Source organism: Shimia sp. FJ5 (genome assembly GCF_032918335.1).
Lineage (GTDB): Bacteria > Pseudomonadota > Alphaproteobacteria > Rhodobacterales > Rhodobacteraceae > Shimia > Shimia aestuarii_A.
The window spans coordinates 91,946-112,864 of record NZ_JAWJUV010000001.1 but is presented as its reverse complement, the minus strand read 5'-3'; the positions used below and the strand labels follow the sequence as shown (position 1 = coordinate 112,864).

Below are 20,919 nucleotides of genomic sequence, written 5' to 3'. Positions count from 1 at the left end.
CCATGACCGCGCCAAAGGACATCGCCGTGATCGCGCCCAACCTGAACCGCCGCCTCTCGGGCGTGACGGCCACGGTGATCGCGCTCGTCCCCCTGCAGGCGCGTAAGATCGGCATTGTCACAACGGGCACCGGCCTTCCGCCAGGCCTGCCCGCCGTCCCACTCTGGCAACTCCCTTTCCTCAAGCGCCGCCTGCGCGTCTGGCACGCCCGGCGCAATAACGAACTCCTGCTCGGCATCTTCTTGCGCGGCCTTGGCCTGATGCGCCTGCGCCTTGTCTTTACCTCATCCTCGCCGCGCAAACGTGGCAGGTTGACCAACTGGATGGCCCGGCGCTGCGACGCGCTCGTCGCGACAACCCCCGTCAATGCCGAGGTGATGCCCGGCCCGTGCGAGATCATCCCCCACGGTGTCGACACGACGCATTTCGCCCCCGGTACGCCACATGACTATGGCACCGGCGGCCAAAAGCTCATCGGCTGTTTCGGCCGTGTCCGGCCAATGAAAGGCACGCATCATTTCGTCGAAGCCATGTGCCGCCTCCTTCCGGATCACCCGGAGTTCAGCGCCGTCATCATGGGCCGGATAACCCCCGACAATGCCGACTATGGCGAAACGCTCAAATCCCGTATCCGCGACGCCGGGCTCGAAGATCGCATCCTGTTCAAGGACGAACTACCCCTTCCCGCGATGCCCGCCGCCTACCGCGCGCTCTCGCTCTATGTTGCGCCCTCGCTCCTCGAGGGATTCGGGCTGACCCCGCTCGAGGCGCTTTCCTCTGGCGTGCCCGTTGTGGCAACGAATGTCGGCGCCTTCGCCGATTTCGTCTCACAGGACTGCGGCATGATCGTGCCCAAGGACGAGACCGACGCCCTGACCGGGGCTATCTCAACCATGCTGGCGCGTGATCTCCCGGCCATGGGGCGCGCCGGGCGCACCCGTGTCATCGCCGAGTTCGGCCTCAACCGAGAGGCCGACGCCCTCGTGGCGCTCTATCGCGATCTGCTGAACGACACCTAGCCGCTCATCGCGCCCCGAAATGACCCCCATCACGAAAAAGGCGCGCTTTGCCCTTTTTTCTTTGGGGAATCGACGGTATGAGGGCGCGTCTGAAACTTTGGAGAGACACAATGGGTTATCGCGTCGTCGTCGCAGGCGCCACGGGCAATGTGGGCCGCGAAATGCTGAACATTCTGGCCGAGCGCCAGTTCCCGGTGGATGAAATCGCCGCACTTGCTAGCCGCCGTTCGCTCGGCACCGAGGTCACGTTCGGCGACAAAACCCTCAAAACCCAAGACATCGAACAGTTCGATTTCTCGGGGTGGGACATGGCGCTGTTCGCGATCGGCTCTGACGCGACCAAGAAATACGCCCCCATCGCCGCTGCGGCGGGCTGTGTGGTGATCGACAACTCGTCGCTCTACCGCTACGACCCGGACGTGCCGCTCATCGTGCCGGAATGTAACGCCGATGCGATCCACGGCTATTCCAAGAAGAACATCATCGCCAACCCCAACTGCTCGACCGCGCAGATGGTTGTCGCGCTGAAGCCGCTGCATGACCGCGCCAAGATCAAGCGCGTCGTGGTCTCGACCTATCAATCGGTCTCCGGCTCGGGCAAGGACGCCATCGACGAGCTCTGGGACCAAACCAAGGCCGCCTACAATCCGACCGACGATTATGAGCGCAAGGTCTACCCGAAAGACATCGCCTTCAACGTCATTCCCCATATCGACGTCTTCATGGAAGACGGCTCGACCAAGGAAGAATGGAAGATGGTCGCCGAAACCAAGAAGATCATCGACCCGGCGATCAAGGTGACCGCAACCTGCGTGCGCGTCCCGGTCTTTGTGGGCCACTCCGAAGCCGTGAATATCGAATTCGAAGAGTTCCTCGACGAGGACGAAGCCCGCGATATCCTGCGCGAAGCGCCGGGCATCATGGTCATCGACAAGCGCGAAGACGGCGGCTACGTGACGCCCAAGGAATGCGTCGGCGATTTCGCCACCTTCATCTCGCGCATCCGTCAGGATTCGACCATCGACAACGGCATCAACCTTTGGTGTGTCTCCGACAACCTGCGCAAGGGTGCCGCGTTGAACGCGGTGCAAATCGCCGAAACGCTCGGCCGCGAAGTCCTCAAAAAGGGCTGATCCAAGCCAACCATTTCTGTTTTGAAGGGGGCGTCATGCGTGGCGCCCCTTTCTCTTGCCGCCTGCCTCACAGGAACGAACCCTACGCTTTCGGATATGAGTCACTCCGCTCGGGACACCGCATATCCGTTTTCGGGGCGCGAAAAGGCCATCTCTCTGCGCTACCTCTCGGGACATAGCGGAACCCGCCGAGAGGACCAAAGCCATGTACCAAGAGATGACAATCGCCAGCGCAACGCCTGTGGTAGACGACGAGAGCCAACAATCAGCATGGGCCAGCGCCCGTATCGCACGGCGCATGGATACCGAAACCCGCGTGTGGCTCCGCGCCAGCCTTCTGCCCGAGTTCGACGCGTCAAATTCCCTCAACGGATTGAAGCGACGCCTCGCGCAAAAGGGGTTCTACCTCGCCAAGAGCAATGCCGGGATTGTCCTGCGGGATTGCCACAGCCGTGTCGAGATCTGCACCCTTGAGGCTTTGGGCGTGTCGGCCTACGCGCTCGAACGTCGTTTCGCTGACGCATAAGCCGGCAACTGGCTTAAACCTCGAGAAAGGCTCCCATCTCCGGGTCATAAGCCTCAAGACCGCCTTCCGCGATATTGTGCCAAAGCCCATGTAGCGTCAGGTCGCCGCTCGCCACGCGGTCTTGCACAAAGGGAAAGCTCATCAGGTTCTCAAGCGATACAAGCACCGCTTCCTTCTCAAAGGCCCGCGACTTCTCGGCTTGGTCCTTGATCCCGGCGACCTTCTCATAGCTCGGGCGCAGCGTGTCCATCCACCGCCCGACAAAGCTCTCCTTGGCTTCAAGCGCCGGGGCATTGCCTTCGCACATATCGATGCAGCCCTGCACCCCGCCACATTTTGAATGGCCAAGCACAATCAGATGCGCCACCTGAAGCGCCGTCACCGCGTATTCGATCGCCGCCGAGGTCCCGTGGCGGTTGCCATCCGGCTCATAGGGCGGCACGAGATTGGCGATGTTGCGGTGGATAAAGAACTCTCCCTGATCCGCTCCGAAGATCGACGTGACATGGACCCGGCTATCGCAACAGGAGATGATCATCGCCCGCGGGTGTTGCCCGAGGATTCCGAGGTGGCGGTACCACGACTTGTTGTCGGAATAAGTCGTCGCTTTCCAACCCTGATAGCGTTGCACAAGGTAAGACGGCAAAGGCTTTGCGTGTTTCATCTGATCTCCTGTCAATCTCAGCGTTCGAATGGAAATAAGCGCAATTTGCGCAGATTTCGAGAGAAAAACGCGTTTCAGGGAAACCTTTTGGGAAGGGTTTGCCCCGCATCCTGCTATTTGCCGTGGGGGCTGATTGTGGGTGAGAGAAATGCACGTATCCGTTCTGAAAATGCGGGAACCGGTCTATGTCAATCATGACCGGGTCCATCAACTGAATCGCCAGTTGGGAGAAGAGACAACGCGCTCGATCCTGACCCGCGCAATTGAGGAGGCGGCGGTACGCCTCGAACACATCGCGCGCACGCATGCCAGCGCCGCTCTGGATGAGATGACGCGCTGCACCCGATCGCTCATCGGCATCAGCGACCAGATCGGCCTCGATACCTTGACGATGGTGGCCGACGATGTGCTGGCCTGTCTCGAATCATGCGACACCGTGGCCACCGCGGCAACCACCGCGCGCCTCTTGCGGATCGGCGAAGGCTCCTTGCGCGAAATCTGCGATCTTCAGGGCCTGCCACGCTGAGCGACGCGCCTTCCCGCTTGCAGGTCCGCCCCGGCGCGCTAGGCTACGGGCAAACAGGATCGACGCGAAAGGCCTATCATGCCCCTGAGTTTTGCCCCCGACAGTGAGGACGCCCTGCCTCTGCACCTCGTTGATAGCGACGGCTATGACGGCTGGTGCGCGGCACAAACCCCGGCTCATCAAGCCTGGCTCGCGGCGGGTGATTTCAAACCGGGCATCGGCAAATCCGCTCTCCTGCCCGGCCCGGATGGCGCCCCGGTGATGGCCGTGGCCGGATTTGGCGATGCGCGGGCGCGCGCGCGTGGCCGCTTCCCGCTTGCTGCGGCTGCCGCCTCCTTGCCCAAAGGCACCTACCATCTCGCCACGCCGCTCCCGGCTGGCGATCTCGAGACCGAAGCGCTGGGTTGGCTTCTGACGGGCTATCGCTTTGACCGTTACACCTCGCAACCCGGCGTCGGCGCCGCGTTGGTCTGCCCCGAAGGCCTCGACGCCGCCCGGATCGAGGCCATCGCCAATGCCGAGGCGCTGACCCGCGACCTCATCAACACACCCGCCTCCGACATGGGCCCCGATGCGCTCGAGGCGGCCTGCCGTGACCTCGCCACGGCCTTTGACGCGACACTCACGGTGACAACAGGCGACGCGCTTCTGGCCAACAACCTGCCGATGATCCATGCCGTCGGTCGCGCCGCGACGGCTGCGCCGCGCCTGATCGACATGCGCTGGGGCACATCCGGCCCGCAACTGACGCTTGTCGGCAAAGGGGTCTGTTTTGACACGGGCGGTCTCAACCTCAAGCCCGGCAATTCCATGGCGCTGATGAAAAAGGACATGGGCGGCGCGGCCACGGTGCTTGGTCTTGCGCGCATGATCATGGCCCTCAACCTGCCCCTGCGCCTCCGTGTCCTGATCCCGGCGGTCGAAAACGCCGTCTCCGGCAACGCCTTCCGCCCCGGTGACATCCTGACGTCGCGCAAGGGTCTGACCGTCGAGATCAACAATACCGACGCCGAAGGCCGCCTTGTCCTCGCCGATGCCCTGACCTTGGCGGACGAGGACGATCCCGATCTCCTGCTCTCCATGGCGACGCTGACCGGCGCGGCGCGCGTTGCTGTCGGCCCGGACCTCTCGCCTTTCTATACCGATGACGACGCCCTCGCCGCCGCCCTGTCCTCGGTTACCTCCGAGGTCTCCGATCCGGTCTGGCGCATGCCCTTCTGGGAACCTTACGAAAAAATGATCGAACCCGGCATCGCCGATCTCGACAACGCGCCCTCCGGCGGGTTTGCGGGCTCGATCACCGCTGCGCTCTTTCTGCGCCGGTTCACCAGCAACCCGCGCTATACCCATTTCGACATCTACGGCTGGAACCCGACCCCGGCGCCGGCCCGATCCAAAGGCGGCACGGGCATGGGCGCGCGCGCCCTTCTCGGCGCGCTGCCCGGGCTCTTGAACCTGTGAGCGATCGTCGCCTGACACCGAACCCGGACTGGGCCACAGGCGAGACGCCGGCGCGCATCTGCCTGCCCGTGGTGGACCTTCTCGCGCGTCCCCACGGCCCCCGGGATCGCCAGCTCCTCATGGGCGAGGCCGTCACGATCCTCGGACAACGCGAGGACACCGCCCATATCCGAGCAGAGAAGGATGGCTACCACGGCTTCGTCAATGCTGCCGCGCTCGGCCCTGAGAGCCAGCCAACGCACAAGATCTCGGCACCCGCGAGCCATGCCTATGCCGAGCCGGACCTTAAATCCCCCGACCGCCTTTCGCTCAGCTTCGCAAGCCGCGTCGCCGTCATCGCCACCTCGGGCGATTTCTGCGAAACAGAATACGGCCACATCCCGGCGCAACACCTGCGCCCCATCGACAGCCTCGAAACCGACCCCGCCGCGGTCGCCGAGAGGTTCATCGGCACGCCTTACCTCTGGGGGGGCAATTCCCGCTTCGGCATTGACTGCTCCGGCCTCGTTCAGGCCGCCTTCCTCGCCTGTGGCCATCCCTGCCCCGGCGATAGCGATCTGCAAGCCGCAGATCTGGGTGAGGCGCTTCCTGACGGCACGCCCTATCTGCGCAACGACCTCCTCTTCTGGAAAGGCCATGTCGCTCTGGTGCTGACCCCGAAAACCCTGATCCACGCCAACGCCCATGCCATGGCCGTGGCCGTTGAGGGCATCGACGCCGCGATTGCACGGATCGCGTCCCAAGGCGACGGCCCGGTCACCGCGCATAGACGCCTCTGAGCGCCCGTCTCTTTCTCTTGCTGAAAATATCCCCGCCGGAGGCATGAAATCTCCGAGGTCGCCCGCAAGGGCGGCTGAGGCTGTGCTACTCGACCGCGCGGATCAATTTCCGCTCGAGCACTCTGAGCACGGTCTTGAGATCATGTCCGCGTTTGAGGATCTGTCCATCCATGCCGATCACGGCGTACATCCCCTGTTTGGCGCGCAGCTTCGGGCGTTTCTCGATCTGGTAGAGCGGATGCTCAGCCGTGCGGCGAAACACAGAAAAGACCGCGACATCGCGCAGGTTCGAAATCCCGTAGTCGCGCCATTCCCCGGCCGCGACCATGCGCCCATAGAGCGACAGGATGACATTGAGCTCCGTGCGGTGAAAAGAGACCTGCGTCGGGGCGACTGCGGCAAATGGCGAGGTTGGGGGCGCGTTCATATCCCCAGAGTTGCGCCGCTTGGAGGAAAAATCAACCCCGCCCCCGTTTCGCCTCAAATTCTTCTGCAAAAGGTCACCGGCTTTCCCTCTTACTGCCCAAGGCCGGGGCAATATTGGCATCATAGCGAAAGATAACGCTACCTCCGGCGACGCAGCGCATTTGCCCCCACCCAGTCTGTGTCGTCGGAGGGCCTATTTCCGCCTCTTTTCACCATAGCCTGCCTGCCGGTCTCGCGCCTCGTGCCGCAAATGGTCCGCAGGACGACGCGCTTCCCCTTGCACGGCCACGGCACCTGCCTCTACTCTCCCCGAAAGTAACAGGAGGACTCCCCCATGCGCACCCGTGCCGCCGTCGCCCTTGAGGCTGGAAAACCGCTTGAAATCATGGACGTGAACCTCGAAGGCCCGAAGGCCGGCGAGGTGCTGATCGAGGTCAAGGCCACCGGCCTTTGCCACACGGATGAATTTACCCGCTCCGGCGCCGACCCCGAGGGGCTTTTCCCCTCGATCCTCGGCCACGAAGGGGCCGGCATCGTTCTTGAAGTCGGTGAAGGCGTCACCACGCTGAAACCCGGCGATCACGTGATTCCGCTCTACACGCCGGAATGCCGCGAATGTCATGCGTGCTTGTCTGGCAAGACCAACCTCTGCACCGCCATTCGTGGCACCCAAGGCCAGGGTCTCATGCCCGATGGCACAACGCGCTTTTCCATGCTCGATGGCACCCCGATCTATCACTACATGGGCTGCTCGACCTTCGCCAACCACACCGTGATGCCCGAGATCGCGCTCGCCAAGGTTCGCGATGACGCGCCCTTCGACAAGATCTGCTATATCGGCTGCGGCGTGACGACGGGTATTGGCGCGGTCATCAATACCGCAGGCGTCGAGATCGGCTCCTCGGCGGCGGTCTTCGGGCTTGGCGGCATCGGTCTCAACGTGATCCAAGGCCTGCGCATGGCGGGCGCAGACAAGATCATCGGCGTCGACCTCAACGACGACAAGGCCGAGATGGCACGCAAGTTCGGCATGACTGATTTCGTGAACCCCTCCAAACTCCCCGAGGGCCAATCCGTCACCGAAGCGATCATCGAACTGACCAAGACCGACAAAGACCAATTCGGCGGCGTCGACTATTCCTTCGACGCGACAGGCAACGTGCAGGTCATGCGCGATGCGCTCGAATGCTCGCATCGCGGCTGGGGTGTGTCGGTCATCATCGGTGTCGCCCCGGCGGGCGCCGAGATTTCCACCCGCCCATTCCAACTCGTCACGGGCCGCGTCTGGAAAGGCACGGCCTTCGGCGGCGCCAAGGGCCGCACCGACGTGCCGAAATTCGTCGATTGGTACATGGACGGCAAAATCGAGATCGACCCGATGATCACACACAAGCTCACGCTGGACGAGATCAACCACGGCTTCGACCTCATGCACGAGGGCAAATCCATCCGCGCCGTGGTGGAATTCTAAGGCCCGAGACCATATACTCGACCGAACAGGGCGCGCTGATCTTGGCGCGCCCTTCTTTGTTGCAAGGACTTCCATGCCCAACCGTGACCGCCCGCTTTATGCCGTTCTGATCGACGCCGACAACATCCCCGCGAAATACGCCGGGCCGATCCTGAAGGAGATCACCTCCGTGGGCGAACCCGCCCTGCGCCGGGTCTATGGCGACTGGTCCTCCGGCCAGCTTCGCGGCTGGGCCGAGACGGTGCGCGAACACGGGCTTGTCGCGCATCAGGAATCGGCCAACACCAAAGGCAAGAACGCCTCGGACATCGGCCTCGTGATCGACGCGATGGACATCCTGCACACCGGGCGTTTCGACGGTTTCGTGCTGGTCTCCTCCGATAGCGACTTTACCGCGCTCGCCAACCGCATCCGCGAACAGGGGCTCGACGTGATCGGCATCGGCGAAGGCAAGACCCCGGAATCGCTCCGCAATGTCTGCAATCGCTTTATCCTGATCGAGAATATCGTCGATGAACCCACGCCCGAGAAATCCGGCGCCCCCGCGAAATCCGGCAAACGTCCGGTGACCGAGGCGATCCCGCTCATCCTCTCTGCGATGGAGAAGATCGAACAGGACGATGAATGGTATGCGCTCGGCCCCCTTGGCCAATATATCACCGCCGAACATTCCGATTTCGACACCCGTTCCTACGGGCACAAGAAACTCTCGGACCTCGTGAAAAGCCTCAAGCGCTTCGAGACCCGCAAGACCGGCAATCAACTCATGGTGCGGCGCGTCGACTGATCGGGCCCGAAACCCCAACAACGTCATGCCCGGCCCATCCGCGGCAAACGCTATCGACAAGGAAATGCGCAAGCGCCTTACGCGCAACCGACCGCCCCTTTTCAGGCAGCGCATCGTGTTTCGCGCGATAGACCGAGGTCTCCGCATCCGTCAGGAACCCACAGCGCGCCACCACCACGTCAAGGCCCGTGGAAAACAGCGTCCGCTCCATCTTGCGCGCCGCGAGAACAACCGGCCGCGCGATGAGACCAAGAATCCGGTCCGCCAATCCGCGCGCCGGGAAAAGAAGGGCGGTCGAGGTCACAGCCACCTTCCTGACCCCGGCGTCCCATGCCGCCTCTGCAATCGCCTCTGCCGAGTCTGGATAGACCGACGCCGCCTTGCGTGTCGGGCTGCGTCCCCCAAGGGTCGAGATCACCGCGTCCTGCCCGTGCAGAACTTTCCGCAGGAACCGCGCATCGCACGGGTCTCCGATCACGACGCTAAGCCTCGGGTCCGTCTCTCGCGGCCATTTGGCGACGGAGCGCACGACCGCCGTCACCTCTGCTCCCTCGTCCAACGCCCGCCGCAAGACAAGACGCCCCGTGCGCCCATTGGCGCCAAGAATGACAAGCTTCATATCTGTTCCGATCTTTTCTCTGGTGGCGGGTCCGGCCCATGCTCCGGCCCCGCGCCGCATTGCTCTTTCAAGCGAAACCGTAATACATACGGATTTCGACAGTAAATTTCGAAAATCTGTTGCCTAGCATACGCAAATAGAAGACTGAGACCGTGATGTCCTTCGACTGGAACCATGCCCGGACCTTCCTTGCCGCAGCCGATGCGGGTTCGCTCTCTGCCGCCGCGCGCCTCCTAAATCAGACGCAGCCCACCGTGAGCCGCCAGATTGCCGCCCTTGAGACAGCGCTCGGCGTGACGCTGTTTGAACGCACCGGCCGCTCTGTCCATCTCACGCAGGCCGGGATTGAACTTGTCGAGCATGTCCGCGCGATGCAGGCCGGTGCCAACCTCGTGTCGCTCTCCGCCTCCGGAAAATCGCAATCCATCGAAGGACAGGTCCGCATCACGGCCTCTGACATGGTCGCGGCGCATCTCTTGCCGCCGGTCCTCAAATCGCTCCGCCGTGCCGCACCACAGCTCGAGATCGACGTGATCGCCGACAACGGCGTCAAGGATCTTGTCCAACGCGAAGCCGATATCGCAATCCGCCATGCGCGCCCCGAACAACCGGGCCTCGTGACCCGGCGCCTGCGGGACGAAATGCTCCGCTTCTATGCAAGCGAGTCCTATCTCAAAGCCCATGGTGACCCACGCCCCGACGCCCTCGCCCATCACCAGTTCCTGAGCTTTGTCGATGCCGACCGCATGCTCGGCTATCTCTGCCCGCTCGGGCTTGATCTCACCCGCGCGAACTTCCGCATCACAGCGTCAACGCAACTCGCCGCATGGGAACTGGCGCGCAGTGGGCTTGGCATGATGATCATGCACGAAAGCGTCGCCAAAGCATGCCCGGACATGCGCCCGGTCCTGACGGAGATCGAGCCGTTTACCATCCCTGTCTGGCTCGTGGCGCATCGCGAATTGAAGACAAGCCGCCGTATTCGCATGACCTTTGACCTCCTCGCTGACGCCCTCTCCTAACGGGTTCGACCCCCCCGAAACCCATCCGGAGCGCGCCAGATATCCGCTCATCGCAGGGAATCCGTGACCGAAGCGCCAAAATGACCTATGGTAAACTCAGAAAAAAAGGGGGATTCGATGAAAACGCTAAAGATGCGCGCGCTCGCCACGGCCTGCGCCTTAGTCACCGTCGGCAATGGCGGCATGGTCTCGGCAGACGGCTATACCGTCGCAACGCCGGACCCTGCCCCGACTGCCTCGATACCCGATGTGAACTGGACCGGCTTCTACGGCGGCCTGTTTGTCGGCCATGGCAACGGCGATTCCAACCACTGTGACCAGAGTGCCGCCGGGAATTGCTCCGTCCCGCCGACCGTCGCGAACCAAGTCAGCACCGACCCAAGCGGCGCTGTCTTCGGGATCATGGCTGGCTATAACTACCAGATGGCCAACGACATCGTTCTCGGCATCGAATTCGACTACGCCAAGAGCAATATGGACGCGACATCGCCCAGTTTCGGCCTATTCAACTGCGTCACGAACTGCACGACGGATATCGAGAACATGGCGACGCTCCGGGTCCGCGCGGGCTATGCCGTTGACAATCTCCTGCCCTACGTCACCGCTGGTATCGCAAGCACCGAATACACCGCGACGATCAATGGCACCGGCTCATCGAACCGCGTGACAAGCGCGGTCTACGGCGTCGGTCTCGAATACATGCTGAACGAAAAATGGACCGTGCGCGGCGAATTCCTGCAAGTGCATGATCCGGGCTTGATCGACTATGACGTGGTCAACTCTTGCTTGGCGCCCGGCTGTGCGATCGTGGATAACACCTACCGCATGTTCCGTTTCGGCGCGACCTACCGGTTCTAAGACCACATCGGGGGCGGGCCGCACGCCCGCCTCTCACCGTTCCGCGCCGTAGCGCGCCATGAACATCTCGACCGCGCCCGTCAGGACGCGCTCTATCTCTGCTTCGCCGAAATCCTCGTCCATACCAAAAACGAGACGCGGGAAAAGATCGGCCTTGCAAAGCTCCGGGAACTGGCTCGCGGCAAGGTCGAAATCCTCGATCCGCACTTCCCCGCGCGCCGCCGCCTCCTTGAGATAGCATTTCAACCCTTCATGCAGAAACGCAGGCCCGGTCTCATAGAACTTGCGGCCCAGCTCTGGAAAACGATCCGATTCCGCGACCGCGATGCGAAAGACCCGCCGTCCGAACTCGGTCAACATAAAGCTCATCATGCCGCGTCCGACCTGCGGCAACACGGTCTCGGGCGGGGCGTTAAAGTCAAGGCAGGAGGCCATACGCTCTGCCTGCCCCGCCATCTCGAGCCGCGCCATCTCCATGAAAAGCGCTGATTTATCAGGGAAGTAGCTATAGAGAGTCGCCTTGGAAACCGACGCCGCGCGTGCGATATCATCGACGCTCGCGCCTTCGAAACCGTCGCGCAGGAAAACATCCCGCGCCCCATCCAGAACCTGATCGAATTTGCGCCCTTTGCGGATTTCGGGCTTTTGCACGGTCATCGCGTCCCCCTTGCACGTGGCTCTGCGCGCCAGACTTCGAATATAAACTGTTCGGTTCAGTTTCGACAAGAACCCCCCTTGCATTCCCGCTCTGCATTCGTATTTTAGAATCGTTCTAAACTGACGGATTCCGATATGCGTTTCTTCTCTCAACGCCGCCATTTCAATGATCTTTCCGAACAAGAGATCATCGCCCTCGCCATTTCCTCCGAAGAAGACGATGCCCGCATTTATCGCTCTTATGCCGAGATGCTGCGCGTCGACTATCCGGCCACGGCCAAGGTCTTCGACGGCATGGCAGCCGAGGAAGACGAGCACCGCAAGCGCCTGATCGACCTTCATACCGACCGCTTTGGCCAGGTGATCCCCCTGATCCGGCGCGAACATGTCGCCGGGTTCTATGCCCGCCGTCCCGTCTGGCTCGTCGAGAATCTTGGCATCGAACGTATCCGCACCGAGGCCGCCGCGATGGAACGGGACGCCGAGCACTTCTACCTCGCCGCCGCCAAGCGCAGCACCGATGCCACCACCCGCGCGCTTCTCGGCGACCTTGCCGCCGCCGAGGCCGGGCATCAGGACGCCGCGCAAGACCTCGAGCGCACGCACCTTGATGACGATTCCCGCGCCTCCGAAGACGAGATGGCCAAACGCCAATTCCTCCTGACATGGGTGCAACCCGGTCTCGCAGGCCTCATGGACGGCTCCGTCTCGACCCTTGCCCCGATCTTTGCCACCGCCTTCGCGACCCACGACCCGTGGACAACCTTCCTCGTTGGTCTCGCCGCCTCTGTTGGGGCGGGCATCTCCATGGGCTTTACCGAGGCCGCCTCCGACGATGGCGAATTGTCGGGCCGTGGCTCTCCGATCAAACGCGGCTTTGCCTCGGGTATCATGACGACGCTCGGCGGCTTGGGCCACGCCCTGCCCTACCTGATCCCCGATTTCTGGACCGCGACGACCATCGCCATCCTGATCGTCTTCGTCGAGCTTTGGGCCATCGCCTGGATTCAAAACCGTTTCATGGAAACGCCCTTCTTCCGCGCCGCCTTTCAGGTCGTGCTCGGCGGCGCGCTTGTCTTCGCCGCCGGTGTCCTGATCGGCAGCGGTTAGGGCGCAGGCGCTGCATACAAACAATTGACCTCGCCGCCGGGGATGCTACGAGTTGCCCATGCTGGCGATCTTCCTCAAAACGCTCCCCTTCTTTGCCGTGATCGGCGTAGGCTACTGGGCCGGGCGCACCCGTTTCTTTAGCGAAGAGGCGACGGGCTACCTGACCAAGTTCGTCTTCTACTTCGCGCTCTCCGCGATGCTGTTCCGCTTTGCCGCGAACCTGTCACTGGCCGAGGTGCTCGACTGGACACTGGTCGGCGCCTATCTCTGGGGCACGGCAGTCGTCTACGCCATCGCCTCCGCCATCGCCTTCCTCCGCAAGCTCGATGTCGCCACCACGGCGATCGAAGCCCAATGCGCGGTGATCGGCAATGTGGGGTTCCTAGGCGTGCCGATGCTCGCCCTTCTCTTGGGCGAAGCGGCGATCGGCCCGGTCATGCTCGTCCTCGCGGTCGATTTGATCGTCTTTTCCTCGCTGATCGTGATCCTCATCACTGGCTCGCGTGAAGGCCACCTGCGTCTCTCGATCCTCAAGACCGTCGGTATGGGCCTGCTCAAAAACCCGATGATCGTCGCCATCACGCTTGGCCTCGCATGGTCGGCGCTGGAAATTCCGATCCCCGGCCCCCTGAACGAATTCCTCGCCATCCTCGGCGGCGCCGCCACCCCCGGCGCGCTCTTTGCCATCGGAGCCTCGCTCGCCTCGAAATCCGCCGAACGCGCCCATGTCGCGCTCTGGCTCTCCTTCTGCAAACTGGCCCTGCATCCGCTCTTTGTCGCCATTGGCGCGCTCTGGCTCTTCCCCGTGGACACCTACTCCGCCGGGGTCATCATTTCCGCTGCTGCGCTTCCGGTCGCGGGCAATGTCTATATGCTCGCCCAACACTATAACGTCGCCCCGCACCGCGCCTCGGCGGCGATCCTCTTCTCCACAGTCCTCAGCATCGCGACCGTTTCCCTCATCATAGGATGGGTAACGACGCTATGAGGAGATAATGGGGCGGTTTTGCTTGCGCCGCTCCGCACCGCTGCGATAGCCCTTGTGGGGTCAGGTCAGCGAAAAGGAAATAAACCATGGAAATCCTCTCCGAAAACAAGGCGTTCGGTGGAACGCAAGGTGTCTACAAGCACAACTCCCATTCCTGCCGCTGTGATATGACCTTCGGGCTCTTCCTCCCGGAAGAGGCGCAATACGGCGCGGTCCCGGTGCTCTGGTATCTCTCCGGCCTGACCTGCACCCACGAGAACGCCATGACCAAGGCCGCTGCCCAAGGATGGGCCGCCGAGCAAGGCATCGCGCTGGTCTTCCCCGACACCTCTCCGCGCGGCGAAGGTGTTGCGGACGATGACGCCTATGATCTCGGTCAGGGCGCGGGCTTCTACGTCAACGCCACGCAAGAGCCCTGGGCCAAGCACTTCAACATGTGGGACTACATCACCGAAGACCTCCCCTCGATGTTGCAGGAAAACCTGCCCCTCGACATGACCCGACAGGCGATCACCGGCCACTCAATGGGCGGCCACGGCGCGCTCACCATGGCCATGTCGCTGCCGGGACGGTTCCGCTCGGTCTCGGCTTTCGCGCCGATCTGCAACCCGACCGGCTCCGACTGGGGCCGCAAACAGCTTTCCGCCTACCTCGGTGACGACGAGAGCACATGGGCCGCCCATGACGCCTCCCTCTTGATGACCGAGAAGGGCTTTGACGGCCCGGTCCTCATCGACCAAGGCACAGAGGATCAGTTCCTCGATCTTCTGCGCCCCGAAACGCTGGCCTCTGCGGCCGCCCTGCGTCGTCAGGAAATCACCCACCGGATGCAGAAGGGCTATGACCATAGCTATTTCTTCGTCTCGAGCTTCATGGAAGAGCATATCGCCTTCCACGCTGAAGCCCTCTACGCAGACTAACCCCCGACGCCGGAGCCTCCCCTTGTCCCATTACGATCTCATCATCATAGGCTCCGGCCCCGCAGGTCGGGCCGCCGCCATTCAGGCCGGCAAACTCAAGCGCCGCGTGCTTCTCGTCGATGGCAATGAACGGCTCGGCGGCGTGTCGGTCCATACCGGCACCATCCCGTCCAAAACGCTGCGCGAAACCGTGCTGAACCTCTCGGGCTGGCGCGAACGCTCTTTCTATGGCCGGGGCTACCGCGCCAAAGAAGAGATCAGCGCCGAAGACCTCAAGGCGCGCTTGCACATGACCCTCGACCAAGAGGTCGACGCGCTCGAACACCAGCTGAACCGCAACCATGTCGATACAATGATTGGCCGCGCGGTCTTTACCGGACCAAACGAGATCAAGGTGACGCGCGAGGCGGGCAAGATCGTGACCCTCACCGCCGACAAGTTCCTGATCTCGACCGGGACAGTGACCTACCGCCCCGACAACATCCCCTTCAACGGCACGACCATCGTCGATAGCGACGAGTTCCTCGAGATGGGCCAGATCCCCCGGAGCCTGATCGTTGTCGGCGCGGGCGTGATCGGCGTCGAATACGCCTCCATGTTTGCCGCCCTCGATGTCACCGTGACGCTCATTGAGCCGCGCGAAACCTTCCTCGACTTCATCGACAGCTATACCGTCGCCGAGTTCACCCATCAGGTCCGCGACAACGGCATGAGCCTGCGGCTCGGCTCTGCCATCGAAAAGGTCGAAGACGCCGGAGAGCATGTCGAGGTCAGCCTCGAGAACGGCCGCCACGTGCGCGCCGAAATGCTCCTCTTCGCCGCCGGACGCATGGGCGCAACCGCGGGCCTCGGCCTCGACAAGGTGGGCCTTGAGACCGACCACCGGGGCCGGATCGAAGTTGACCGCAAAAGCTATCAGACCGCCGTGCCGCATATCTATGCCGCCGGTGACGTGATCGGCCACCCCTCGCTGGCCTCGACCTCCCTGCAACAGGGCCGCGTCGCCGCCTGCCACGCGCTCGAAACACCGACCCTGCCAGAAAGCCCGTGGTTCCCCTACGGGATCTATTCCGTCCCCGAAATCTCGACCTGTGGCATGTCCGAAGAAGAGGTCAAGGAACGCGGCATCCCCTACGAGGTCGGCATCGCCCGCTTCCGCGAAACCTCTCGCGGCCACATCATGGGCCTGCACCACGGCATGCTGAAAATGCTCGTCAGCCTCAAGACCCGCCGCCTCCTCGGCGTGCAAATCGTCGGCGAAGGCGCGACCGAGCTGATCCACATCGCCCAGGCCGTTTTGAACCTCAAAGGCACCGTGGACTACTTCGTCGAAAACACCTTCAACTACCCCACCCTCGCCGAAGCCTACCGCGTCGCCGGTCTGGATGCCTTCAACCGCATGCCGATCCCGGAGGAATACAAGGTCAAGAAGGCGGGCAAAAAGAAGGCCGCCAAGTGAGCCTCTACATCGACGCCGATGCCTGCCCCGTAAAGGCCGAGGCCGAGCGTGTCGGCACACGCCATAAGACCCGCATCTACATCGTCTCCAACGGCGGCCTGCGCCCCTCGCAGAACCCGTTGGTAGAAACCGTGATCGTCCCCGAAGGCCCGGACGTGGCCGACATGTGGATCGCCGAACGCGCCGGTCCCGGCGATGTGGTCATCACCGGCGACATCCCCCTTGCCGCCAAATGCGTCGAGGCGGGCGCGCGCGTCCTCAAACATAACGGTGAGGCGCTGACACAGGCCAATATCGGTAATATCCTCGCCACCCGCGATCTCATGGCCGACCTGCGCGCCGCCGATCCCTTCCGCCAGGGCGGCGGCAAGGGCTTTACCAAGGCCGACCGCTCCCGCTTCCTCGACGCGCTCGAACGCGAGTTGCGCGCCGCCGCGCGGGGCTGACCCGACGTCCTGTCGCAATCGGGCTAGACCGCCCGTTTCCGACACGGCACCCTCGCCCCATGAATACGCGCATCCCCCTCGGACCGCTCTCCGCCCTCATGGCGACGGTCTTCTTCTCGATCAATGACGTCACGATCAAGTTCCTCTCGGGCGATTATGCCCTGCACGAGATCGTCCTCATCCGCTCCCTGATCGGCCTGTCCCTCCTCCTCGCCATCATCGTCCCGCTTCAGGGCGGCTTTTCCGTCCTGCGCACACGCCGCCTTCCGGCCCATATGCTGCGCGGGGTCTGCGTCGTCTTTGCCAACACCTCCTTCTTCCTCGGCCTCTCGGTCCTGCCGCTGGCCGACGCCGTCGCGGTGTTCTTCGTCTCCCCCCTCATCATCACAGCCTTCTCCGCCCTCTTCCTCGGCGAGAAGATCGGCCCCCGCCGCCTTGGCGCGGTCGCGGCGGGGATGGTCGGCGTCCTCATCATGGTCCGCCCCGGCACCGAAGGCTTCAACGCCGCCCTCCTGTTCCCGGTCGCTGCCGCCTTTGCCTATGCAACGCTCCACGTCATGACCCGCAAGATCGGCGGCACGGAAAGCGCGGCAACCATGGCCGTCTATATCCAGATGGTCTTTGTGATCGTCTCCGGCACGGTCGGCCTCACGGTCGGCCATGGCGCCTATGAGGACGCGGGCGGCGAAATGCTCTCCTTCCTCCTGCGGACATGGCACCCGCCAGCCGCATCCGATCTCTGGCTCCTCGTCCTTCTTGGCGTGGCAAGCGCGGGCGGGGGCTTTTTCATCTCACAGGCCTACCGTCTCTCCGAAGCAAGCCTCATTGCCCCGCTCGAATACGCCGCCATGCCCATGGCCGTGGCCTTTGGCGTGATCGTCTTTGACGAGTGGCCCGAACCCGCCACATGGGCAGGCATGGCGCTTATCATCGGGGCCGGGCTCTTCACCTTCTGGCGCGAGGCCCAGCTTCCTGCCGATCCGGCTCTGGACCACCCCCGCACCCGCCGTTAGGGTCGCCCCGAACGCGAGCAACCCAAAGGCCCCCCATGCCCATCGACGCTGTCATCTTCGACATCGGCAATGTCCTCATTCGCTGGAACCCCGAGGCCTACTACGACTCGGTGATCGGCCCTGACCGCCGCCGCGCCTTCTTTGACGAGGTGCCGCTCCACCAAGAACACCTGCGCGTTGACGAGGGTGCGTCCTTGCGCGATGTGGTCTATCCATTGGCAGACCGCTTCCCCCACTGGGGCGATGAAATCCGCATGTGGCACGACAACTGGAACGACCTCGCCGCGCCCGACATTCCCCATTCCGTGCGCCTTCTGCGCGCGCTCAAAGACCAAGGCACACCGGTCTTCGCCCTGACCAATTTCGGGCATGATAACTACCCCCGCTCACAAGAGGCCTTTCCCTTCCTGACCCTCTTCGACCGCGAATATGTCTCGGGCCGCCTGCAAATGATCAAGCCCAACGCCGAAATCTACGCCCATGTCGAGGCCGACTGCGGCATCGCGCCCGAGCGCCTGCTCTTTGCCGATGACCGCCCCGAGAATATCGACGCCGCCGCCGCGCGCGGCTGGCAAACCCATCTTTTCGAACACCCCCAAGGCTGGGCCGCAAGGCTTGTCGCCGAGGGGCTCCTAACCCCGGAGGACGCCGCATGACCACGATCATCTCCTTTGCCGAAGGCGAAGCCAATCTCGATTGGATCAAACTGACCGACGCGCTCGCCGCAGGCCACGATCTCCCCAAGGCCGAGATTTCCGATAGCTTCCTCTACCGGGGCAAGGACACGCTCCTGCAACGCCAAGCCTGGATCGACGGCATGGGGATCGGCGTCAAATCCGCAACCGTTTTCCCCGGCAACCCGGCCCAAGGCGTGCCGATGATCCACGGCGGCGTGACGCTCTATGACGACGCACATGGCATCCTCGAGGCGCTGATCGACTTTCACCTCGTGACCAAATGGAAGACGGCAGGCGACAGCCTCCTCGCCGCGCGCCGCCTCGCGCGCCCCGATAGCCGCAAGATCCTTATCGTCGGCGCGGGCACCGTGGGCCGCAACCTCCACGCCGCCTATTCCGCCGCCTTCCCCGACGCGCAATTCACCGTCTGGAACCGGACCCAGGCCAATGCCGAAGCCATGGCCGAAGAGATCGAGGGGATTGCTGTGGCAAACGATCTGGAAACTGCCGTGGGCGAGGCCGACATCATCACCTCCGCCACCATGTCGACGGAGCCAACCCTGCGCGGCGACTGGCTCCAGCCCGGCCAGCATGTCGACCTGATCGGTGCCTACCGCCCCGACATGCGCGAAATCGACAACACCGCCCTGACCCGCGCCCGGCTCTTCGTCGACAGCTACGACACCACGCTCGACCATATCGGCGAGATGAAGATTCCGCTCGCCGAGGGCGTAATCTCCCGCGACGACATCGTCGCCGACTACTACAGTCTTGCGGATTTCACCCGCCAGAGCGACGACGAGATCACCCTCTTCAAGAATGGCGGCGGCGCGCATCTCGACCTGATGACAAGCCGCTTTATCCTCGACCAATTCAAGGGCGCCTAAGGTCTGAGAATTGCCAAGATTATAGACCAAGCGATGTCAAAATCGCTTGGTCCGCCCCGTTAACCCGTGCGGTGCGTTAACCTCCCCGAACATACCCAATACAGATGCAATACCGACGTAATACCGACGTTGGATATGCCGTTAACCTTTGCTCAGGCCGGGGTCGCAGTCAGAGACCTCTCGCGGATCGGAAGATGCACGATCGCGCTAAACGCACCGACCCCGACCCCGATCCACCACACCATCGTGTAGTCGCCAAACGCGTCATACATCCGCCCCCCGAGCCACACCCCGAGGAAGCTGCCGAGCTGGTGGCTGAAGAACACGATCCCATAAAGCGTCCCCATGTAGCGCAGCCCGTAAATATGCGCGACTAGCCCGCTCGTGAGAGGCACTGTAGCAAGCCACAAAGACCCCATCACAATCGAGAAGATGATGACCGAGGTTGGCGTGATCGGCATCATGATGAAAAGCGCCGCGGCAATGGTGCGGCCCGTGTAAATCCCTGCAAGCAAATACTTTTTTGAGTAGGTCTTGCCAAGGTAGCCGGCGAATAGCGTGCCCCCGATATTGGCCAGCCCGATGAGCGAGATCGCCACCGCGCCAAGCGTCGAGGTGGTCGAAACACCGACCGAGGCAAGCGTGCCCGACGGGTCAATCGCGCCACACATCTCGGTGATCATCGCCGGGAAATGCGCGGTGATAAAAGCAAGCTGATAGCCGCAGGAAAAGAAGCCGAGGAAGATAAGCGTATAGGACGGATCGCGAAACGCCTTGCGGAGAATCTCGCCCATGCTCTCTTCAAGTTCCGCCTTGCTCGCCACCGGCGCGCGCATCAGCGGCAGCATCAACAAGACCGTCAAAATCGCCGCCGCAAAGATCAGGAACGTGCTCTGCCACGTCATGAACCCCAACATCCACTCCGCCATCGGCGCCCCGAACACCTGCCCGGCCGAACCCGCAGCGGTCGCGATGGCAAGCGACATAGAGCGGTTCTCGTCCGAGCTGGCCCGCCCGACGACCGCAAGAATGACGCCAAAACCCGTGCCCGCGATGCCGAAACCTACAAGGATTTCATAGAGTTGATGCGCGCCCGGCGTGACTGCGAAAGACGAGAGCACAAGCCCCGCCGCATAGATCAGCGCGCCCATGATGATGGCTTTACGATCCCCGATCTTCTCGGCAATCGCGCCAAAAATCGGCTGGCCGATCCCCCATGCAAGGTTCTGGATCGCGATGGCCAGCGAGAATTCCGCCCGCGCCCATCCGAACTCATCTGCAATCGGAATCTGGAAGACCCCGAAACTCGCCCGGATCGCAAAGGACACGAGGATGATGATACAGCCGACGATAAGCACCGGCGTCATAAGCGGTGTCTTCTGATCCATGGGAGCACTCCTGTTGCGCACGCGAACCATAGCCGCCCCACCCCGATGGTCAATTCAGCAAATGTGTATGGCACCATCGCATA

23 protein-coding genes are annotated in these 20,919 nt (G+C 62.7%); 18 read left to right on the top strand and 5 right to left on the bottom strand.

From position 1 onward, the window contains the following. The first annotated feature begins 2 nt into the window (after positions 1-2). The 3 genes from R1W01_RS00635 to R1W01_RS00625 all read left to right on the top strand — a co-directional run bounded on the left by R1W01_RS00635 (position 3) and on the right by R1W01_RS00625 (position 2,678). Positions 3-1,019 carry a glycosyltransferase family 4 protein gene (locus tag R1W01_RS00635; RefSeq protein ID WP_297756517.1) on the top strand — a complete coding sequence of 339 codons (1,017 nt, stop codon included), beginning with the start codon at positions 3-5 and terminating at the stop codon, positions 1,017-1,019. A 110-nt stretch (positions 1,020-1,129) separates the two neighbouring features. Next, on the top strand, positions 1,130-2,152 hold the full coding sequence (locus R1W01_RS00630; protein ID WP_243611438.1) for an aspartate-semialdehyde dehydrogenase: 1,023 nt from the start codon (positions 1,130-1,132) through the stop codon (positions 2,150-2,152). A 205-nt stretch (positions 2,153-2,357) separates the two neighbouring features. Beyond that, positions 2,358-2,678, top strand: a complete 321-nt coding sequence (locus R1W01_RS00625) for a hypothetical protein (protein WP_297756518.1) — start codon at positions 2,358-2,360, stop codon at positions 2,676-2,678. Positions 2,679-2,691: 13 nt separating this feature from the next. On the opposite strand, the gene R1W01_RS00620 is transcribed toward R1W01_RS00625, so the two are convergent. After that, positions 2,692-3,342 (bottom strand): carbonic anhydrase, encoded by a 651-nt coding sequence (locus tag R1W01_RS00620; RefSeq protein ID WP_243611440.1) that lies wholly within the window; start codon positions 3,340-3,342, stop codon positions 2,692-2,694. Positions 3,343-3,490: 148 nt separating this feature from the next. On the opposite strand from R1W01_RS00620, the gene R1W01_RS00615 reads away from it, so the two are divergent. From R1W01_RS00615 to R1W01_RS00605, 3 genes are all read left to right on the top strand, one after another. Continuing rightward, positions 3,491-3,868: a hypothetical protein gene (locus tag R1W01_RS00615; protein ID WP_243611441.1), complete on the top strand. Its 378-nt coding sequence runs from the start codon at positions 3,491-3,493 to the stop codon at positions 3,866-3,868. A gap of 78 nt (positions 3,869-3,946) precedes the next feature. Further along, complete coding sequence (locus R1W01_RS00610) at positions 3,947-5,329, top strand: leucyl aminopeptidase family protein (RefSeq protein WP_297756519.1); 1,383 nt, start codon at positions 3,947-3,949, stop codon at positions 5,327-5,329. After that, positions 5,326-6,108, top strand: a complete 783-nt coding sequence (locus R1W01_RS00605) for an NlpC/P60 family protein (RefSeq protein WP_297756520.1) — start codon at positions 5,326-5,328, stop codon at positions 6,106-6,108. The genes R1W01_RS00610 and R1W01_RS00605 overlap by 4 nt, the downstream gene beginning before the upstream one ends. An 85-nt stretch (positions 6,109-6,193) precedes the next feature. Here the strand turns inward: R1W01_RS00605 and R1W01_RS00600 are convergent, their stop codons facing one another. Beyond that, a complete protein-coding gene (locus tag R1W01_RS00600; RefSeq protein WP_297756521.1) occupies positions 6,194-6,535 on the bottom strand; it encodes a DUF2794 domain-containing protein in 342 nt (113 codons plus the stop codon). A gap of 333 nt (positions 6,536-6,868) precedes the next feature. Between R1W01_RS00600 and R1W01_RS00595 the strand changes: the two genes are divergently transcribed. Together R1W01_RS00595 and R1W01_RS00590 are read left to right on the top strand one after the other, a co-directional pair. Continuing rightward, positions 6,869-8,005 carry an S-(hydroxymethyl)glutathione dehydrogenase/class III alcohol dehydrogenase gene (locus tag R1W01_RS00595; protein ID WP_243611445.1) on the top strand — a complete coding sequence of 379 codons (1,137 nt, stop codon included), beginning with the start codon at positions 6,869-6,871 and terminating at the stop codon, positions 8,003-8,005. A gap of 73 nt (positions 8,006-8,078) precedes the next feature. After that, a complete protein-coding gene (locus R1W01_RS00590; protein WP_243611446.1) occupies positions 8,079-8,792 on the top strand; it encodes an NYN domain-containing protein in 714 nt (237 codons plus the stop codon). Here R1W01_RS00590 and R1W01_RS00585 read toward each other — a convergent pair. Further along, positions 8,770-9,411: an NAD(P)-dependent oxidoreductase gene (locus tag R1W01_RS00585; protein WP_297756522.1), complete on the bottom strand. Its 642-nt coding sequence runs from the start codon at positions 9,409-9,411 to the stop codon at positions 8,770-8,772. The genes R1W01_RS00590 and R1W01_RS00585 overlap by 23 nt on opposite strands. Before the next feature lie 155 nt (positions 9,412-9,566). Between R1W01_RS00585 and R1W01_RS00580 the strand changes: the two genes are divergently transcribed. Further along, complete coding sequence (locus R1W01_RS00580) at positions 9,567-10,433, top strand: LysR family transcriptional regulator (protein ID WP_279391694.1); 867 nt, start codon at positions 9,567-9,569, stop codon at positions 10,431-10,433. Positions 10,434-10,550: 117 nt separating this feature from the next. Continuing rightward, a complete protein-coding gene (locus tag R1W01_RS00575) occupies positions 10,551-11,291 on the top strand; it encodes an outer membrane protein (protein WP_297756523.1) in 741 nt (246 codons plus the stop codon). 33 nt (positions 11,292-11,324) lie between these two features. Here R1W01_RS00575 and R1W01_RS00570 read toward each other — a convergent pair whose 3' ends face one another. After that, on the bottom strand, positions 11,325-11,948 hold the full coding sequence (locus R1W01_RS00570) for a TetR/AcrR family transcriptional regulator (RefSeq protein WP_243611450.1): 624 nt from the start codon (positions 11,946-11,948) through the stop codon (positions 11,325-11,327). Positions 11,949-12,083: 135 nt separating this feature from the next. Between R1W01_RS00570 and mbfA the strand changes: the two genes are divergently transcribed. The 8 genes from mbfA (at position 12,084) to R1W01_RS00530 (ending at position 19,448) form a co-directional block, all read left to right on the top strand. Continuing rightward, on the top strand, positions 12,084-13,058 hold the full coding sequence (gene mbfA / locus R1W01_RS00565; RefSeq protein ID WP_297756524.1) for an iron exporter MbfA: 975 nt from the start codon (positions 12,084-12,086) through the stop codon (positions 13,056-13,058). Between the two features lie 58 nt (positions 13,059-13,116). Further along, positions 13,117-14,046 carry an AEC family transporter gene (locus tag R1W01_RS00560; protein WP_243611452.1) on the top strand — a complete coding sequence of 310 codons (930 nt, stop codon included), beginning with the start codon at positions 13,117-13,119 and terminating at the stop codon, positions 14,044-14,046. A gap of 86 nt (positions 14,047-14,132) precedes the next feature. Then, the gene (gene fghA, locus R1W01_RS00555) at positions 14,133-14,966 is read left to right on the top strand and encodes an S-formylglutathione hydrolase (RefSeq protein WP_297756525.1); all 834 of its coding nucleotides are present in this window, start codon (positions 14,133-14,135) and stop codon (positions 14,964-14,966) included. 22 nt (positions 14,967-14,988) lie between these two features. Further along, on the top strand, positions 14,989-16,425 hold the full coding sequence (sthA, locus tag R1W01_RS00550) for a Si-specific NAD(P)(+) transhydrogenase (protein WP_243611454.1): 1,437 nt from the start codon (positions 14,989-14,991) through the stop codon (positions 16,423-16,425). Continuing rightward, positions 16,422-16,871 carry a YaiI/YqxD family protein gene (locus R1W01_RS00545; RefSeq protein WP_243611455.1) on the top strand — a complete coding sequence of 150 codons (450 nt, stop codon included), beginning with the start codon at positions 16,422-16,424 and terminating at the stop codon, positions 16,869-16,871. The genes sthA and R1W01_RS00545 overlap by 4 nt, the downstream gene beginning before the upstream one ends. 59 nt (positions 16,872-16,930) lie before the next feature. Next, positions 16,931-17,884: a DMT family transporter gene (locus R1W01_RS00540; protein ID WP_243611456.1), complete on the top strand. Its 954-nt coding sequence runs from the start codon at positions 16,931-16,933 to the stop codon at positions 17,882-17,884. A gap of 35 nt (positions 17,885-17,919) precedes the next feature. Then, positions 17,920-18,540: an HAD family phosphatase gene (locus R1W01_RS00535; protein ID WP_317275008.1), complete on the top strand. Its 621-nt coding sequence runs from the start codon at positions 17,920-17,922 to the stop codon at positions 18,538-18,540. Further along, a complete protein-coding gene (locus R1W01_RS00530; RefSeq protein ID WP_297756527.1) occupies positions 18,537-19,448 on the top strand; it encodes an ornithine cyclodeaminase family protein in 912 nt (303 codons plus the stop codon). Before R1W01_RS00535 ends, R1W01_RS00530 begins: the two co-directional genes overlap by 4 nt. Before the next feature lie 152 nt (positions 19,449-19,600). On the opposite strand, the gene R1W01_RS00525 is transcribed toward R1W01_RS00530, so the two are convergent. Beyond that, complete coding sequence (locus R1W01_RS00525; RefSeq protein ID WP_297756528.1) at positions 19,601-20,836, bottom strand: MFS transporter; 1,236 nt, start codon at positions 20,834-20,836, stop codon at positions 19,601-19,603. Between the last annotated feature and the right edge of the window lie 83 nt (positions 20,837-20,919).

What these genes read in the sequence shown, in the direction of transcription:
- R1W01_RS00635 (WP_297756517.1), top strand. Translation starts at nt 3, where the DNA reads ATGACCGCGCCAAAGGACATCGCCGTGATCGCGCCCAACCTGAACCGC.
- R1W01_RS00630 (WP_243611438.1), top strand. Translation starts at nt 1,130, where the DNA reads ATGGGTTATCGCGTCGTCGTCGCAGGCGCCACGGGCAATGTGGGCCGC.
- R1W01_RS00625 (WP_297756518.1), top strand. Translation starts at nt 2,358, where the DNA reads ATGTACCAAGAGATGACAATCGCCAGCGCAACGCCTGTGGTAGACGAC.
- R1W01_RS00620 (WP_243611440.1), bottom strand. Translation starts at nt 3,342, where the DNA reads ATGAAACACGCAAAGCCTTTGCCGTCTTACCTTGTGCAACGCTATCAG.
- R1W01_RS00615 (WP_243611441.1), top strand. Translation starts at nt 3,491, where the DNA reads ATGCACGTATCCGTTCTGAAAATGCGGGAACCGGTCTATGTCAATCAT.
- R1W01_RS00610 (WP_297756519.1), top strand. Translation starts at nt 3,947, where the DNA reads ATGCCCCTGAGTTTTGCCCCCGACAGTGAGGACGCCCTGCCTCTGCAC.
- R1W01_RS00600 (WP_297756521.1), bottom strand. Translation starts at nt 6,535, where the DNA reads ATGAACGCGCCCCCAACCTCGCCATTTGCCGCAGTCGCCCCGACGCAG.
- R1W01_RS00595 (WP_243611445.1), top strand. Translation starts at nt 6,869, where the DNA reads ATGCGCACCCGTGCCGCCGTCGCCCTTGAGGCTGGAAAACCGCTTGAA.
- R1W01_RS00590 (WP_243611446.1), top strand. Translation starts at nt 8,079, where the DNA reads ATGCCCAACCGTGACCGCCCGCTTTATGCCGTTCTGATCGACGCCGAC.
- R1W01_RS00585 (WP_297756522.1), bottom strand. Translation starts at nt 9,411, where the DNA reads ATGAAGCTTGTCATTCTTGGCGCCAATGGGCGCACGGGGCGTCTTGTC.
- R1W01_RS00580 (WP_279391694.1), top strand. Translation starts at nt 9,567, where the DNA reads ATGTCCTTCGACTGGAACCATGCCCGGACCTTCCTTGCCGCAGCCGAT.
- R1W01_RS00575 (WP_297756523.1), top strand. Translation starts at nt 10,551, where the DNA reads ATGAAAACGCTAAAGATGCGCGCGCTCGCCACGGCCTGCGCCTTAGTC.
- R1W01_RS00570 (WP_243611450.1), bottom strand. Translation starts at nt 11,948, where the DNA reads ATGACCGTGCAAAAGCCCGAAATCCGCAAAGGGCGCAAATTCGATCAG.
- mbfA (WP_297756524.1), top strand. Translation starts at nt 12,084, where the DNA reads ATGCGTTTCTTCTCTCAACGCCGCCATTTCAATGATCTTTCCGAACAA.
- R1W01_RS00560 (WP_243611452.1), top strand. Translation starts at nt 13,117, where the DNA reads ATGCTGGCGATCTTCCTCAAAACGCTCCCCTTCTTTGCCGTGATCGGC.
- fghA (WP_297756525.1), top strand. Translation starts at nt 14,133, where the DNA reads ATGGAAATCCTCTCCGAAAACAAGGCGTTCGGTGGAACGCAAGGTGTC.
- R1W01_RS00540 (WP_243611456.1), top strand. Translation starts at nt 16,931, where the DNA reads ATGAATACGCGCATCCCCCTCGGACCGCTCTCCGCCCTCATGGCGACG.
- R1W01_RS00535 (WP_317275008.1), top strand. Translation starts at nt 17,920, where the DNA reads ATGCCCATCGACGCTGTCATCTTCGACATCGGCAATGTCCTCATTCGC.
- R1W01_RS00530 (WP_297756527.1), top strand. Translation starts at nt 18,537, where the DNA reads ATGACCACGATCATCTCCTTTGCCGAAGGCGAAGCCAATCTCGATTGG.
- R1W01_RS00525 (WP_297756528.1), bottom strand. Translation starts at nt 20,836, where the DNA reads ATGGATCAGAAGACACCGCTTATGACGCCGGTGCTTATCGTCGGCTGT.